The organism is Sulfitobacter sp. OXR-159, from assembly GCF_034377145.1.
In the GTDB taxonomy this organism is placed as follows: Bacteria; Pseudomonadota; Alphaproteobacteria; order Rhodobacterales; family Rhodobacteraceae; genus Sulfitobacter.
Genome location: NZ_CP139707.1, coordinates 2,084,530 through 2,099,951, shown reverse-complemented (window position 1 = coordinate 2,099,951; position 15,422 = coordinate 2,084,530). Strand labels below are relative to the sequence as shown.

15 protein-coding genes are annotated in these 15,422 nt (G+C 62.8%); 11 read left to right on the top strand and 4 right to left on the bottom strand.

The features are described from left to right. The first annotated feature begins 17 nt into the window (after window positions 1-17). The 10 genes from T8A63_RS10750 (at window position 18) to T8A63_RS10705 (ending at window position 9,904) form a co-directional block, all read left to right on the top strand. On the top strand, window positions 18-1,169 hold the full coding sequence (locus tag T8A63_RS10750; RefSeq protein ID WP_067941286.1) for an acyl-CoA dehydrogenase family protein: 1,152 nt from the start codon (window positions 18-20) through the stop codon (window positions 1,167-1,169). After that, window positions 1,166-2,788 carry an AMP-binding protein gene (locus T8A63_RS10745; protein ID WP_322343771.1) on the top strand — a complete coding sequence of 541 codons (1,623 nt, stop codon included), beginning with the start codon at window positions 1,166-1,168 and terminating at the stop codon, window positions 2,786-2,788. Before T8A63_RS10750 ends, T8A63_RS10745 begins: the two co-directional genes overlap by 4 nt. Next, window positions 2,785-3,612: a tryptophan 2,3-dioxygenase gene (locus T8A63_RS10740; RefSeq protein ID WP_322343770.1), complete on the top strand. Its 828-nt coding sequence runs from the start codon at window positions 2,785-2,787 to the stop codon at window positions 3,610-3,612. Before T8A63_RS10745 ends, T8A63_RS10740 begins: the two co-directional genes overlap by 4 nt. Next, window positions 3,613-4,800 carry a kynureninase gene (gene kynU, locus T8A63_RS10735; RefSeq protein WP_322343769.1) on the top strand — a complete coding sequence of 396 codons (1,188 nt, stop codon included), beginning with the start codon at window positions 3,613-3,615 and terminating at the stop codon, window positions 4,798-4,800. An 87-nt stretch (window positions 4,801-4,887) separates the two neighbouring features. Then, the gene (locus T8A63_RS10730; protein ID WP_260012654.1) at window positions 4,888-6,033 is read left to right on the top strand and encodes an ABC transporter substrate-binding protein; all 1,146 of its coding nucleotides are present in this window, start codon (window positions 4,888-4,890) and stop codon (window positions 6,031-6,033) included. Window positions 6,034-6,131: 98 nt separating this feature from the next. Then, window positions 6,132-7,049, top strand: a complete 918-nt coding sequence (locus tag T8A63_RS10725) for a branched-chain amino acid ABC transporter permease (protein ID WP_067626265.1) — start codon at window positions 6,132-6,134, stop codon at window positions 7,047-7,049. 3 nt (window positions 7,050-7,052) lie between these two features. Then, on the top strand, window positions 7,053-8,036 hold the full coding sequence (locus tag T8A63_RS10720) for a branched-chain amino acid ABC transporter permease (RefSeq protein ID WP_322343768.1): 984 nt from the start codon (window positions 7,053-7,055) through the stop codon (window positions 8,034-8,036). Window positions 8,037-8,040: 4 nt separating this feature from the next. Next, window positions 8,041-8,796 (top strand): ABC transporter ATP-binding protein, encoded by a 756-nt coding sequence (locus T8A63_RS10715; RefSeq protein ID WP_322345709.1) that lies wholly within the window; start codon window positions 8,041-8,043, stop codon window positions 8,794-8,796. Further along, on the top strand, window positions 8,793-9,482 hold the full coding sequence (locus T8A63_RS10710) for an ABC transporter ATP-binding protein (protein WP_067626269.1): 690 nt from the start codon (window positions 8,793-8,795) through the stop codon (window positions 9,480-9,482). The genes T8A63_RS10715 and T8A63_RS10710 overlap by 4 nt, the downstream gene beginning before the upstream one ends. A 23-nt stretch (window positions 9,483-9,505) precedes the next feature. Beyond that, on the top strand, window positions 9,506-9,904 hold the full coding sequence (locus T8A63_RS10705; protein WP_067626271.1) for a RidA family protein: 399 nt from the start codon (window positions 9,506-9,508) through the stop codon (window positions 9,902-9,904). Between the two features lie 18 nt (window positions 9,905-9,922). Here T8A63_RS10705 and T8A63_RS10700 read toward each other — a convergent pair whose 3' ends face one another. Genes T8A63_RS10700 through T8A63_RS10690 form a run of 3 tightly spaced genes read right to left on the bottom strand, consistent with a single transcriptional unit; the run spans window position 9,923 to window position 11,965 of the window. Continuing rightward, window positions 9,923-10,729 carry a metal ABC transporter permease gene (locus tag T8A63_RS10700; RefSeq protein WP_201721977.1) on the bottom strand — a complete coding sequence of 269 codons (807 nt, stop codon included), beginning with the start codon at window positions 10,727-10,729 and terminating at the stop codon, window positions 9,923-9,925. Next, window positions 10,722-11,489, bottom strand: a complete 768-nt coding sequence (locus T8A63_RS10695) for a metal ABC transporter ATP-binding protein (protein ID WP_322343767.1) — start codon at window positions 11,487-11,489, stop codon at window positions 10,722-10,724. The genes T8A63_RS10700 and T8A63_RS10695 overlap by 8 nt, the downstream gene beginning before the upstream one ends. Then, window positions 11,486-11,965 carry a Fur family transcriptional regulator gene (locus T8A63_RS10690; protein ID WP_093925919.1) on the bottom strand — a complete coding sequence of 160 codons (480 nt, stop codon included), beginning with the start codon at window positions 11,963-11,965 and terminating at the stop codon, window positions 11,486-11,488. Before T8A63_RS10690 ends, T8A63_RS10695 begins: the two co-directional genes overlap by 4 nt. Window positions 11,966-12,048: 83 nt before the next feature. Between T8A63_RS10690 and T8A63_RS10685 the strand changes: the two genes are divergently transcribed. After that, entirely contained in the window at window positions 12,049-13,257 is a 1,209-nt protein-coding gene (locus T8A63_RS10685) for a zinc ABC transporter substrate-binding protein (RefSeq protein ID WP_322343766.1), read from the top strand. 84 nt (window positions 13,258-13,341) lie between these two features. Here the strand turns inward: T8A63_RS10685 and T8A63_RS10680 are convergent, their stop codons facing one another. After that, window positions 13,342-15,363 (bottom strand): PhoX family phosphatase, encoded by a 2,022-nt coding sequence (locus T8A63_RS10680; protein ID WP_322343765.1) that lies wholly within the window; start codon window positions 15,361-15,363, stop codon window positions 13,342-13,344. Between the last annotated feature and the right edge of the window lie 59 nt (window positions 15,364-15,422).

Here is a 15,422-nt window from a genome sequence, read left to right as displayed (position 1 = left end):
GCGGGGAGGCGTAAACCATGGCTGACAAAAGTTTTCTCGACTGGCCCTTTTTTGAGCCGCGGCACAAGGAGTTGGCGCTGGCCATGGACGAGTGGGCGGCACGCGAGTTGAAGAACGTGGATCACGGCGACACCGATGGGGCCTGCCGCGATCTGGTGACGATGATGGGCCAAGACGGCTGGCTGCGCCACAGCGGCGCGGAGGGGGACGAGGTGCTTGATGTACGCAGCCTTTGCCTGATCCGCGAAACGCTGGCGCGCCATGACGGGTTGGCGGATTTTGCCTTTGCTATGCAAGGGCTTGGCACCGGCGCGATCTCGCTTTTCGGGAGTGATGAGCAAAAGGCCGAATGGCTCCCCAAGACCCGTTCGGGACAGGCGATTTCGGCCTTTGCCCTAACCGAGCCGCAGTCCGGCTCAGACGTTGCAAACTCTACCATGACAGCCACGCCAGACGGCAACGGCTATGTGCTCGACGGACGCAAGACGTGGATTTCCAACGGCGGCATCGCGGATGTCTACACCGTCTTCGCCCGCACCGGAGAGGCACCGGGCGCCAAGGGGTTGTCGGCCTTCATCGTGCCCGCCGACACACCGGGGCTTAGGGTCGAGGAACGGCTAGAGGTTATGGCGCCGCATCCACTGGCCACCTTGCATTTCGATGGCGTGAAACTACCCGGCTCGGCGCTTTTGGGTGAGGCGGGGCGCGGCTTTGCCATTGCCATGTCGGTGCTGGATGTCTTCCGCTCCACCGTCGCCGCCGCCGCCCTCGGCTTTGCCCGCCGTGCGCTGGACGAGGCGCTTTTGCGCGTCACCAGCCGTCAGGTACAGGGCGCGCCGCTGAGCGAATTGCAACTGGTGCAGGGCCATATCGCGGACATGGCGCTTGACGTCGATGCCGCCGCTTTGCTGGTTTACCGCGCCGCTTGGACAAAAGACAGCGGCGCGCCGCGCGTCACCCGCGAGGCGGCGATGGCCAAGCTTTTCGCCACGGATCAGGCACAAAAGGTGATCGACAAGGCCGTTCAATTGCACGGTGGCGACGGCGTGCGCAATGGCGAGGCAGTGGAGCGACTTTACCGCGAAATCAGGGCCTTGCGCATTTACGAGGGCGCGTCGGACGTGCAACGTATTGTCATCGCCCGCCAGACTTTGGGAGCCATGTCATGAAACTGCACCCGACCGGACATGAAGACACCTTCGCCCGTGAAAACCTGCCGCCCTTCGACCAGTGGCCAGACTTGCTGTTGGACCGCTTCGACTATCCCGATCGCCTGAACGTCGGCGTCGAACTAACTGACAAGATGGTGGAAAAAGGGTTTGGCGACCACACCGCACTGATCGGCAACGGGCGCCGGCGCACATACAAGGAGCTAGCTGACTGGACCAACCGTCTGGCTTCCGCGCTGGTCGAGGATTTGGGGGTGAAACCCGGCAACCGGGTGTTGATCCGCTCGGCCAACAATCCCGCGATGGTGGCCTGCTGGTTGGCGGCGACCAAGGCGGGGGCGGTGGTGGTCAACACCATGCCGATGCTGCGCGCGGGCGAGCTTGCGGCCATCGTCGACAAGGCCGAGATCACCCACGCGCTCTGCGACACGCGGTTGATGGATGAGATGACGGCATGCGCGAAAACCTCCAAATTCCTCAAAACGGTCGCGGGTTTCGACGGCACCAGCAACCACGACGCCGAATTGGACCGTCTCGCGCTGGAAAAACCGGTGCAGTTCGAGCCGGTGGACACCGCGCAGGACGATGTGGCGCTCTTGGGTTTTACCTCAGGAACCACCGGTAACCCTAAGGCAACAATGCATTTTCATCGCGATCTTCTGATCATCGCAGATGGCTATGCGCGCGAAGTGCTGAACGTCACGCCAAGGGATGTTTTCGTCGGCTCGCCGCCCTTGGCCTTTACCTTTGGCCTTGGTGGCCTCGCGGTTTTCCCGCTGCGCTTCGGGGCCGCCGCGACGCTTTTGGAAACCGCAAGCCCGCCCAACATGATCGAGATCATCGAGAAGTACAAAGCCACCGTCTGTTTCACCGCGCCCACCGCTTACCGCGCGATGTTGCAGGCGATGGAAGAGGGCGCGGACCTCAGCAGCCTGCGTGCCGCCGTTTCCGCCGGAGAGACGCTGCCTGCACCAGTTTATCACGAGTGGCAGGAAAAGACCGGTAAACCCATGCTTGACGGCATCGGCGCGACGGAAATGCTGCATATCTTCATCTCGAACCGCTTCGACGACCACCGCGCCGCTTGTACCGGCAAGCCCGTCGCGGGCTATGAGGCGCGGGTGATCGACGCCGACGGAAACGAGGTGCCGCGCGGCGAGGTAGGCCGTCTGGCCGTGCGGGGTCCAATCGGCTGCCGCTATTTGGGCGACAAGCGGCAGGCGGATTACGTCAAGGACGGGTGGAACATCACCGGCGACAGTTTCACCATGGACGGGGACGGCTATCTGCATTTCGCCGCCCGCAACGACGATATGATCATCAGTTCTGGCTACAATATCGCCGGGCCGGAGGTTGAGGCGGCGCTGTTGAGCCATCCTTGTGTCAGCGAATGCGGGGTGGTCGCCGCCGCGGATGACGCGCGCGGCTCTATCGTTCAGGCGCATGTGGTTCTGGTTGACGGAACGCCCGAAGACGCCAATACTATCAAGATATTGCAGGATCATGTTAAAGCGACCATCGCACCCTATAAATACCCGCGCGACATTCGTTTCATCAAAGAACTGCCCAAAACCGCGACCGGCAAGATCCAGCGTTTCGCGCTGAGAGAGGATACATGAGCAGTTTCGACGAAGCCTCCAAAGGCGCCAAGATGGATTTCGCCAAGGACAAATCCTATGGCGATTACCTTGGGCTGGACCAAATCCTGACCACCGAGAATCCGCTCGACATGGCGCATGATGGGCTGCTTTTTATCATCCAGCACCAGACTTCGGAGCTATGGATGAAGCTGGCGATCCATGAGTTGACCGCCTGCCGAAAGGCGCTTCAGGCAGGGGAATTGCGCCAGAGTTTCAAGATGTTGACCCGTGTGGCACGGATTTTCGAGCAGCTTAATTCGGCTTGGGACGTGCTGCGGACCATGACGCCGAGCGAATATACCCAGTTCCGTCCGCACCTTGGTGCCTCTTCTGGGTTTCAGTCCTACCAGTACCGTCTGATCGAATACCTGCTGGGCAACCGGATCGCGGCGCTGACCAAACTGCACGAACATACGCCCGAACCTCATGCGGCGCTGGTGGCGGAGATGCAGCAGCCAAGCCTCTATCAGGTGGCGATTGATCTGCTTTGCACACGGCTGGGGGAGCCGTCGCTTGCCGGCAGCCCCGAGCCGCAGGCTTGGCAGCCGAAGGCCGAGGTTCAAGCCCTGTGGAAACAGGTTTATGAAGACCCGACAACTCATTGGGAACTCTACGAATTGGCGGAAAAGCTGGTCGATCTCGAAGACTACTTCCGACGCTGGCGGTTCAACCACGTGACCACCGTGGAACGTATCATTGGTTTCAAGCGCGGCACCGGCGGCACTGCTGGGGTGACCTATCTGCGCAAAATGCTTGAAGTGGAGCTTTTCCCCGAGCTTTGGCATGTGAGAGGAGCACTGTAAGTGTCTGTTTTGAAAAAAGATCAGTTCATCCTGCCGGAGGGCGTCATCTACCTCGACGGCAATTCGCTGGGGCCATTGCCCAAGGCGGCCGCCGCGCGTGTGCAGGAGATGATCACTGCTGAATGGGGTGAGATGTTGATCCGCGGCTGGAACCAAGCCGGTTGGATGGAACAGCCCGCCCGCGTTGGCAATATGGTTGCCGGGATCGTTGGCGCGCCAGAAGGCTCGGTCGTGATGGGCGACACGCTGTCGATCAAGGTTTTTCAGGCGCTGGCCTCGGCGCTGAAGCTGCGCCCGAACCGCAGGGTGATCCTGTCGGACAGCGGCAACTTCCCGTCGGACCTCTACATGGCCGAGGGGCTGGTGGGGCTGCTGGAGCAGGGCTATGAGCTGCGCACCGTGCCGCCAGAAGAGGTGACGGGGGCCATTGGCGAAGAAATCGCCGCCGTGATGCTGACCGAGGTCGACTACCGCACTGGCCGCAAGCACGACATGAAGGCGATCACCGAATTGGCCCATGCCAATGGCGCGGTGATGATCTGGGATCTGGCCCATTCAGCGGGCGCGCTGCCGGTGGACCTTGCGGGCAGCAACTGCGAGTTCGCGGTGGGCTGCACCTACAAGTATCTCAACGGCGGGCCGGGTGCGCCGGGCTTCATCTACGTCCGCCCCGATCTGGCCGACCACGTGCAACCGGCGCTGGCCGGTTGGCTGGGGCACCGCCAGCCCTTCGCTTTTGAGCAGAGCTACCAGCCCGGACAGGGGATCGAGCGGATGCGCGTCGGCACCCCGCCGGTGATCCAGTTGACCGCGCTTGAAGTGGCGATGGAGCTTTGGGCGGATGTGGACATGCAAGAACTGCGCGCGGCCTCTATCGCGCTGCAAGAGCAGTTTATCAAAGAGATCGAGCGCGACGTGCTGCAGCTGACCCTGGCCAGCCCGCGCAACAGCGCCGAGCGGGGCAGTCAGGTGTCGTTCCGCTTTGACGAAGGCTATGCCGCGATGCAGGCGGTGATCGACCGCGGAGTGATCGGCGATTTCCGCGCGCCCGACATCATGCGTTTCGGCTTCACGCCGCTTTATATCGACGCCGAAGATGTCTCCAAAGCGGTCGCGATTATCCGCGATGTGATGGAGAACCGTCTCTGGGATAACGAAAAATACAAGACCCGCGCGCGGGTGACCTGACAGCGTCAGGCGCACTCGCTAAGCTGGCGATACGACCCAATAGAACGGGCCCGGTAAAGAGGCCCAAATCAACCAAGGGAGACTGAAATGAAGATGAAGACATTTGTGATGGCGGCTTCGGTCGCGGCACTGGCGGCAGGCGGCGCATGGGCCGAAGAGGGTAAGGTGAAGGTCGGCATGATCACCACCCTCTCGGGCGGCGGCGCGGGCCTTGGCATCGACGTGCGCGATGGCTTTATGCTGGCCACCAAAATGGCCGGGAACGAGAACCTTGAGGTCGTGGTCGAAGACGACCAGCGCAAGCCCGAGATTGCAGTGCAATTGGCCGACAAGATGATCCAGTCCGAGAAGGTCGACGTGATGACCGGCATCATCTGGTCCAACCTCGCCATGGCCGTGGTGCCCGCGGCGACGGCGCAGGGCAAATTCTACCTCTCGCCCAACGCGGGCCCTTCGGCATTGGCGGGCAAGGGCTGCAACCCGCTTTACTTCAACGTGGCATGGCAGAACGACAACCTGCACGAAGCGGCGGGCGCTTATGCCAATGACACGGGCTATGAAAACACCTTCATGCTGGCGCCGAACTATCCTGCGGGCAAGGACGCGCTGACGGGCTACAAACGGACCTATGACGGTGCAGCGGCGGGCGAGGTCTATACTGATCTGGGCCAAACCGACTATGCCGCCGAGATCGCGCAGATCCGTGCCTCGGGCGCTGACAGCGTGTTCTTCTTCTTGCCCGGCGGGATGGGGATTTCCTTCCTCAAGCAATATGCCAACTCGGGCGTGGATCTGCCCGTCGTGGGTCCGGCCTTCAGCTTTGACCAAGGCATCTTGCAGGCCGTGGGCGAGGCCGCTCTTGGGATCAAGAACACCAGCCAGTGGAACAAGGATCTTGATAACGAAGCCAACAAGACCTTCGTCGAAGCCTTTCAGGAAGAGTACGACCGTCTGCCGTCGCTCTACGCAAGTCAGGGTTATGATACCGCGAACCTGCTGCTAAGCGCGATGGAGAAGGCGGATGTGTCGGATGCCGAAGCCTTTGGCGCGGCGCTGAAAGAGGCTGATTTCGATAGCGTGCGAGGCAAATTCTCGTTCGGTAACAACAACCACCCGATCCAAGACTACTACGTGCGCGAAGTGGTCAAAGAGGGTGATGTCTATACCAACAAGCTGATTGGCCCCTCGTTGACCGATCACGCGGATGCCTACGCGGCTGACTGCAAAATGTAATCCCGCGCGGCCCCGGGCGCTGATTTGGCGCGCCGGGGCCGACGTATCAACGCTTTCACGCCGGTCCTCGCGTCCGGCGCGCCGGGAGGCTTTGCCAAATGTCACTCATCCTGCTGATTGAACAGGTGCTGAACGGAGTCCAATCCGGGGTCATGCTGTTTTTGATGGCTGCGGGGCTCACGCTCATCTTCGGGGTCATGGGGCTCATTAACCTCGCCCATGGCTCGCTTTACATGGTCGGTGCCTTTGCCGCCGCGGCGGTTGCGGCGGCGACGGGGTCGTTTCTCTTGGCGCTGGTGGCGGCCTTGGCCGCGGCGGCGCTGGCGGGCTGCTTGATCGAGATGACGGTGATCCGCAGGCTCTATGACCGCGACCACCTTGACCAAGTGTTGGCGACCTTTGCGCTGATCCTGATTTTTTCAGAAGGCACACGGTTTCTCTTTGGCTCCTTCCCGCTGTTTCTCGACATTCCTTCCGCGCTGGCGGGGCCTGTGACCCTGCCGGGCGGCATCCAGTATCCGCTCTACCGCCTTGTCATCATCGGCGTCGGTCTGGTGATTGCTGCAGGTCTGTTTCTGCTGATCGCCCGCACGCGCATCGGCATCCAGATCCGCGCAGGTGAGGCCGACCGTGAAATGATCGCCGCGCTTGGGGTCGATATCGCCAAACTCTACACGCTGATCTTCGCGCTCGGTGCGGCGCTGGCGGGGCTTGCCGGTGCGCTGGTGGGCGCGATCCAGTCGGTGCAGGTGGGCATGGGGGAGCCGGTGCTGATCCTTGCCTTTGTGGTGATCGTTATCGGCGGCATCGGCTCGATCAAGGGCGCGCTGATCGGGGCGCTGTTGGTGGGGCTGACGGATACGCTTGGCTCTGTCCTGCTGCCGCTCTTTTTTGCGAATTTCATGGAGGCCTCGGCGGCCACGTCCGTCGGCTCCTCGCTCGCCTCCATGTCGATTTACATTCTGATGGCGGGGGTCTTGCTGTTCAAACCCACCGGCCTCTTTGGGGAGGCCTGAGCCATGATGCGCGAAAAACTCGTAAACCTCTTTCTCTTCCTGCTGCTGCCGGTAACGGCGTTGGCGGCTTTCGCGTTGGACGAGCCATTCATCATCACGCTGGCCACCAAGGCGGCGATCCTCGCCCTTGCGGGCGTGGGGCTGAACATCGCGCTCGGCCTCGGCGGGCTGGTGAGCTTTGGCCATGCGGCATTCTTTGGGATCGGCGGCTATGTCATGGGCATTCTCGCCGCCCATGCGCAGAGCTACACACCGATCATGGAGAGTCCATTTCTGATCGAAGGCACCAAGTCGATGCCGGTGATCTGGCTGGTGGCGATCGTGGTCTCTGGCCTTGCTGCGCTGCTGATCGGGGCGCTGTCTTTGCGCACCTCGGGCGTCTATTTCATCATGGTCACACTCGCCTTCGGGCAGATGCTGTTCTACTTCTCGATCTCATGGCCCGCCTATGGCGGCGAGGACGGGCTCTCGATTTATGTGCGCAACGGCTTTCCGGGGCTGAACACGCTTGATCCGCTGACCTTCTTTGCCATCGCCTTTGCGGTGCTGGCGCTGGTGCTGCTGTTTGCGGGGCGTCTGGCGCGGGCGCCCTTTGGCCTTGCGCTGTCGGCGGCGCGGCAGAATGCCGAGCGGGTCGAAGCCGTGGGTCTCGCGCCCTTCCGGCTGCGGCTGGTGGCCTTTGTCATCTCGGGGGCGGTGACAGGGCTGGCGGGCGCGCTTTTTGCCGATCTCAACCGTTTCGTCAGCCCGACGATGTTCTCGTGGCAGACCTCTGGTGAGATCATGATCTTCGTGATCCTTGGCGGGGTGGGGCGGCTCTTTGGCCCGGTGGCCGGGGCGGCGCTATTCATCTTGCTTGAGCATGTCTTGGGCGGGCTGTCGGAGTTCTGGCACATCTATCTGGGGCTGCTGCTGTTGCTGGTGGTGCTCTTTGCGCGCGGCGGCATGATCGGCCTCGTTGCTGGACGGGAGGTGGCCCATGACTGAAGGGATGACAGATGTGCTGTTGGACGTGCGCAACCTGCACAAAAGCTTTGGCGCGTTGAAGGCGACTGATGATGTCTCCCTCACCCTGGGGACGGGCGAAATCCACGCGCTTATCGGCCCCAACGGGGCGGGCAAGTCGACGCTGATCAAGCAGATCGCGGGCGGGCTGCGATCGGACAGCGGATCGGTCCAATTTGCCGGACAGGACGTGACGCCGATGACCACCGTGCAGCGTGCGCGGGCGGGGCTGGGGAGGACCTTCCAGATCTCCTCGCTGGCGATGGAATATACGGTGCTGCAAAACGCGGTGCTGGGCGCGCTTGGGCAATCGGGCCGGGTGATGCGTTTCTTCGCGCCGGTGATGCGGCAGCAGAAGTTGCGGCAAGAGGCGATGCGCGCCTTAGAGTTGGTAGGCCTCGCGGATCACGCGGCCAAGCGCACCGCGGACCTGTCGCATGGGCAACGTCGCCAGCTTGAAGTCGCCGTGGCGCTGACCCTGCGGCCCAAGGTGTTTCTGATGGACGAACCGATGGCGGGGCTCGGGGCCAGCGGCTCTAAGGAGATGACCGGCTTTCTCGACGGGCTGCGCCGCGAGGCGCCGATCCTGCTGGTGGAACATGACATGGACGCGGTTTTCGCGCTGGCGGACCGCATTTCGGTGCTGGTCTATGGCCAGATCATCGCCAGCGGCACGGCGGCCGAGATCAAGGCCGATCCGCAGGTCCGCGTGGCCTATCTGGGCGAGGAGGACGCGGCATGAGCTTGCTGGAGTTGAACGACATCACTGCCTCCTACGGGCCGACGCAGGCGCTTTTTGGCGTCGATCTGTCGCTAGAGGCAGGCGAGGTCTGCGCGCTGATGGGGCGCAACGGGATGGGCAAATCCTCGACCATCAAGGTGATCTGCCGGATGCTGAAACACGATGGCGGTGGGCTGCGCTTTGACGGGCGCGACATCGCGGGCCTGCCCAGTTTCCGCGCCGCGCAGGCCGGGGTGGGCCTGGTGCCCGAGGGTCGGCGCTGTTTCGCGCCGCTGACGGTGCACGAAAACCTCATCGCCGCCGCTCGCCCCGGTGCATGGGACGAGGCGCGGGTCACGGCGCTTTTCCCACGGCTGGGGGAGCGGCGCGATCAGGCGGCAGGCTCGCTTTCGGGCGGGGAGCAGCAGATGCTGGCGATTGGCCGTGCGTTGATGACCAACCCGAAATTGCTGCTGCTGGATGAAGCGACCGAGGGCTTGGCCCCCGTGGTGCGCCAAGAAATCTGGGCCGCTGTGGCGCAGCTTAAACGCGACAGCGGGCTGGCGCTTTTGGTGGTGGACAAATCCCTCGCCGAGCTGCGCCGCGTGGCCGATCACGCCGTCATTCTCGAACGTGGCCGCTCGGTCTGGTCTGGCCCGATGCCCGCGCTCGATTCCCAAATCGCCGATCAATTTCTCGGCGTGTGACTGTTAACAAAAAGGAACACGACATGTCGCATCAAATCATTCAGCCCGAAGGCTGGGCCCCCGCGAAGGGCTATGCAAACGGCGTGCTGAGCGCGGATGGTCACCTGTTCGTCGGCGGTCAGATCGGCTGGACCGCCGAGCAGAAGTTCGAATGCCATGACTTTATCGGCCAGATGAAACAGGCGTTGCAAAACATCCGCGAGGTGGTCGAAGCTGCTGGCGGCACGCCCGAAGATATCACCCGTCTGACGTGGTATGTGACGGATAAGAAAGAATACCTTGCCGCGCAAAAGGACGTGGGCCGCGCCTATCGTGAGGTCATGGGCAAGCATTTCCCGGCCATGGCAATGGTGGTCGTCGCCGAATTGGTCGAGGATGACGCCAAACTTGAGATCGAAGCCGATGCGGTGATCTCGCGCTAAGCGATCCCGCCGCCGGGGTCAGCCGCGGCGGCGCAACGCCGGAAGCGCCGCCGAAAAGGCCGAGGAGAGCGCAAAGAGACCTGCGGCGATGCTGACGATGCTGGGCCCTGTCGGCGTGTCGAATTCCAGTGATGCCATCAGCCCGCCCAACGCCGCCAGAGCGCCCAGTCCCATCGCCCAAATCGCCATAGTCTCGGGCGTGCGGGCAAAGGGGCGGGCGGTGGCGGCGGGGATGATCAGCATGGCGGCGATGAGCAGTGCGCCCACCACTTTGATCGCCACGGCGACCATGATCGCCAGTGCCAATGTCAGGATCAATTGCTCGCGTTTCGGGTTCCCGCCAGAGGCTTGGGCAAGATCAGGGTTCAGCGTGGCGGCCAGCAGCGCCGACCAGCGCCACGCCAACAGCAGCGCCACGGCCAGCGCACCGCCCCAAATGACGGCAAGGTCAAAGCGGGTGACGGCGAGGATTTCCCCAAAAAGGTAAGACGATAGATCAACCCGCTGCCCCGGCAGCAGGGACACGGCTACCAACCCAAGCGCCAGCGCGGAATGGGCCATGACGCCCAAAAGCGCATCGGCGCTGACATTGCGACCCGAGAGCGTGCTGATCACCAGCGCCATCACCAGCGCCACCAAAAGCACGCCTGCGGTGATCGGCAGATCGGTCGCCAGCGCCAAGGCCACGCCTAGCAAGGCCGCGTGGCTGGTGGCATCGCCGAAATAGGCCATGCGCCGCCAGATCACGAAACAGCCCAAGGGCGCGGCGGCCAGCGCTACGCCAAGCCCGGCAAGCGCTGCGCGCAGAATAAATTCGTCAAGCATTCTCGGTCTCTTTGTGGTGCCCATCACATGCGTCGCCGTGGTGGTGGGTGTGATGGTGGTGATGGTCGTGATCGTGGCGGTACAGCGCCAGCGCCCCTTGGGTGCCGCTGCCGAAGAGCGCGCGGTATTCCGGCGCGTCGGCCACGGTTTCGGGCGTGCCTTCGCAGCAGACATGGCCATTGAGGCAGAGCACCCGGTCACTGGCGGCCATCACGACGTGTAGATCATGGCTGACCATCAGCACGGCGCAACCGAGGTCTCGGCGCACCGCTTCGATTTGGCGGTAAAAGGCGGCAGATCCGGGTTGATCCAGCCCTTGGGTCGCCTCATCAAGGATCAGCAGGTCAGGTTTTTCCAGCAGCGCACGGGCCAGCAACACGCGCTGGAACTGCCCGCCGGAAAGATCGACCATCTGCCGCTCGGCCAATTCCGGTACGCCAGCGGTGGCAAGGGCATCGCGGATCGCCTCGGGCGTTTGGCGGCGCGGCAGGTTGACGAATCGGCGCACGGTCAACGGCAGGGTGGCATCGATCTGCAACTTCTGCGGCACATAGCCGATGCGCAGCCCCGGCCTGCGGGTGATTTTACCTGACGCCGGTTTCAGCGCCCCGATCAGCGCCCGCAGCAGGCTGGATTTGCCCGATCCGTTGGGGCCGACGATGGTGACGATCTCCCCCGGTTCGATGTTGAAGTTCACATCGCGCAGCGCGACTTGCCCGTCGTGGCGCAGGGTCAGGCCACGGGTCTCAATCAGGCTCATGCGCCGGTCTCCTGACAGGCGGGGCAAAGGCCCTCGGCCTCGACCACGCTGCGCTCAATGCGGAAGCCTGCGGCCCGGGCGGCATCGCCAAGGCGGCTTTTGGTGGGTGAGGTTTCGGCCTCTGCCACCGACCGGCAACCGCGGCAGATCAGAAAGGCGGGCGCGTGGTCTTCGCCCGGGTGTACGCAGCCCACATAGGCGTTGAGCGCTTCGATCTTATGGGCTAGCCCGGCTTTGACCAGAAAATCCAAGGCGCGATAGGCCACGGGGGGCTGCGCGCCCAAGCCTTCGGCCGAGAGGTGGGCCAAGAGGTCATAGGCGCCCAAAGCGCGGTGCTCTGACAGCAAAATTTCAAGCGCGCGGCGGCGCACCGGCGTCAGCCGCAGCCCGCGCGCGGCGCATTGTGCTTCGGCGGCCTGCATGGTGCTGCGCATACAGGCGGCATGGTCGTGATCGCGGAATTCGATGGCGCTCATGGGGGACCTCAATTCGTTTGGGTATTGATATGTTATAACAGCGGTGGTAGCAAGGTGATACTATAACATTTTTAAGGTCTGCCATGTATCGTTTCACGCTCCCCGCTGCCATTCTTGCCTCGGCCGCATCGCCGCTTTGGGCGGATGTGCCCGCAGTCGCCACGGATATCGCCCCGGTTCACGCGCTGGTGTCTCAGGTGATGGAAGGGGTTGGCACGCCCGACCTCATCGTGCCGCCGCGCAGTTCGCCACATGGCTATGCGATGCGCCCTTCCGAGGCGCGGGCGCTGAGCGGGGCGGACTTGGTCGTCTGGGTCGGCCCGTTGCTGACCCCTTGGCTGGCCGATCCGCTGGAATCTCTTGCCAGCAGCGCGAGCCATCTGGCCTTGTTGGAGCAGCCGGGCACCCGCGTATTGGCGTTCCGTGAGGGGGCGACATTCGAAGCCCATGATCACGGCGATGAGGGAGATGAAGACCACGGGGGGGAGGAGCATGCCGAAAAGGGGGACGATCAAGAAACGCATGATCACGACGCGCATGGTGACGAGGCGCATGAGGAGCATCACCACGAGAAGCATGACGATGAGGAGCATGACCACGAAGAGCATGATGATGAGGAGCATGATCACGAGGGGCATGACCATGAGCAGCATGACCACGATGCGCACGGTCACGAAGGACATGACGACGCAGGACAGGACGACGCAGGACATGACGCGCCAGCGCCTGACGAAGGACATGACGATCACGGGCATGATGAGGCTCATGCGCATAGCGGCGTTGACCCCCACGTCTGGCTTGATCCGCAGAACGGTCAGCTTTGGCTGGGCCAGATCGCCGAGGCGTTGGCCGAGCTAGACCCCGACAACGCCGCACAGTACCGTGAGAACGCCGCCGCGGCGCAGGCCGAGCTTGCCGCCTTGGAAGAGGACATCGCCGAGACCCTCGCCCCGGTTAAAAGCCGCCCCTTCATCGTTTTCCATGATGCCTACCACTATTTCGAAGCGCGTTTTGACATCGAAGCACGCGGCGCCATCAGCGAGAATGACGCCCGCGCGCCCGGCGCGGCGCGGGTTTCTGAATTGCGCGACTTGGTGGCCGAAAGCGGCGCGAAATGCGTCTTTGCCGAGCCGCAGTTCAACCCCGGCCTGATCGCCGCCGTGACCGAAGGGCAGGGCACCGGGACCGGCACGCTCGATCCGCTGGGGGCTGATCTGGAACCGGGCGCAGCGCTCTATGCCGATCTGCTGCGCGGCATGGCAGAGAACATGGCCGCTTGCCTGTCGGATTGAGCCTAGCGCCGAAACGAAAAAGTGGTGCAGCCGGGGAAGCTGCACCACATCTTACATGCTGAAATAACTTTTATAGAATTCTGATCAGACGGCGATTTTACCGCCGCCTTCTTTGGTGATGACAACCACCGCCGGGCGCGGAGGCATCTTGGGGTCGAAGTCGGGCCAGCGGGTGGCTGGGTCTTCGAACGTGCTTTCCCGCTCAAAGCCGGGGATGTCCTTGGTCCCGTCCGTACCGGGGTGTTGCACCGCGACGAAAAGCGTCTCGCCATCCTCGGTGAAGTAGGGACCGCACATCTCACCGCCCACGGGGCAGCGGAAGAAGAGCTTTGAGGTACCGCGCGCTTCGCCTTCGGTCTCTAGCGCATAAAGCCCGTCGGATTTACCGGTCTTGCCCCAGCTGCTGCCCTGATCGGTGCTGATCCAGAGCCGCCCGTCGGCGTCCATCGCGGCGTTGTCGGGGCTGCCGAACCAGCCGTTTTCGGACGTTTCGGGGTTCCACTGCGCGCCGACCTCGGCAACCTTTGGGTCACCGCATTGCACGAGGATCGACCAAGTGCCGCTGGTGGCGGCGTGGTCGGCGTTTTCTTCCTTGATCTCGATGATATGGCCAAAGCTGCTGTCGGGGCGCGGGTTTGCGGCGTTGGTGTCGCCTTCCTTGCGCTTGGTGTTGTTGGTCAGCAGGATATAGGCCGTGCCATCGCCGCGCGGCTGCGCGTCTTCGGGGCGGTCCATGGGGGTGGCGCCCAGCAGGTCGGCGGCGATGCGTGTGTCGATCATCACGTCGCCTTGGTCGTTAAAGCCGTTCTCGGCGGTCAGTGGTCCGGTGCCATGCACCAGCGGCAGCCAGTTGATCGTGCCGTCCTCTTCAAAGCGCGCGACATAGAGCGTACCCTCGTCCAGCAGAGCGCCATTGGCCGCCGGATCATCCGAGACGGTGCCTTCGGAGACGTATTTATACTGGTAGTCAAAGCGGTTGTCGTCGCCCATATAGACCACCAGCTTGCCGTCTTTGCTGACCGTGGTCTCGGCCCCCTCGTGGCGAAAACGGCCCAGAGCGGTGCGTTTGACGGGGGTTGAGGTCGGATCCATCGGGTCGACCTCAACCACCCAGCCGAATTTATTGGGCATGTTGGGTTCGGCGTCGACGTTGAAACGGTCGTGTTTCTGGCCCCAAGCGTACCACATGCCCGGCACACCGTAGCGGTCCCACGATTTCTCCTCCGCGGCACCGGTGGTGTCGGGCTTGCCTTCGGCGTCCAGCTTGTCGGTCCAGAAATAGCCGTGGAAGTTTTCTTCGGCCATTAGCCATGTGCCCCAAGGGGTCAGCCCGCCCGCGCAGTTGTTAAGCGTGCCGATGACCTGGGTGCCACTAGGATCGTCGTTGGTCTTCATCCGCGCGTGACCGGCGGCAGGGCCGCTCAGCGTCATCGCGGTGTCGAGCGGGGTAATGCGGCGGTTCATCTTGCCATCGCGCACCACTTGCCACTTGCCCGCATTGTCGCGGGCGATCTCGACGACAGAGCCGCCGTGGGCTGCCATCTCGATGTCGATCAGCTCAGGCGTCATGCCTTTGAAGTCGACTTTGTCCTGACGGCCCAGACCGGGGAACATGACCTCTTCGTTGGTGTATTCGTGGTTCACGCACAAAAGGCCACGGCTGCCGTCTTCGTTCAGCGGCACGAAGCCCACGTAGTCGTTGTTATAGCCGAACTGTTTGAGCTGCGCGGCGGCGGTTTGGTTCATCACGTCGAATTCGGGCGCGTCGGCGGTGATCGGATCGCCCCACCGCAGCAGGATCTGCGCATCATAGCCGGGGGCGACGTGGTGGGTTTCATCATTGCCCCATGCCAGTTCGTCAAAGACATAGCGGCTCTCGGCGGCGCGGGCCTTGGACGGGGCGATGGCGGCGGCGGTGCCGAAAAGCGCGGTGGTGGCGGAAACCCCAAGCATGCCGCGCAGGATGTCGCGGCGGCCATAGCGGGCGTTGATCACATCGCCGATGGTGCGCGACAGGTTCGCGTTGGTGGGGATGTCGTCAAAGGCCTCAAAGGCTTCGGCCTTGTTGCCGATGGCGGGGTCGTTGAGGATATCGCGGCGGGTCATCATGCTTCCTTTGCTGACTTGGCTGGCCCCCATCTGCACCAAGACTGTCACGGTTTTAT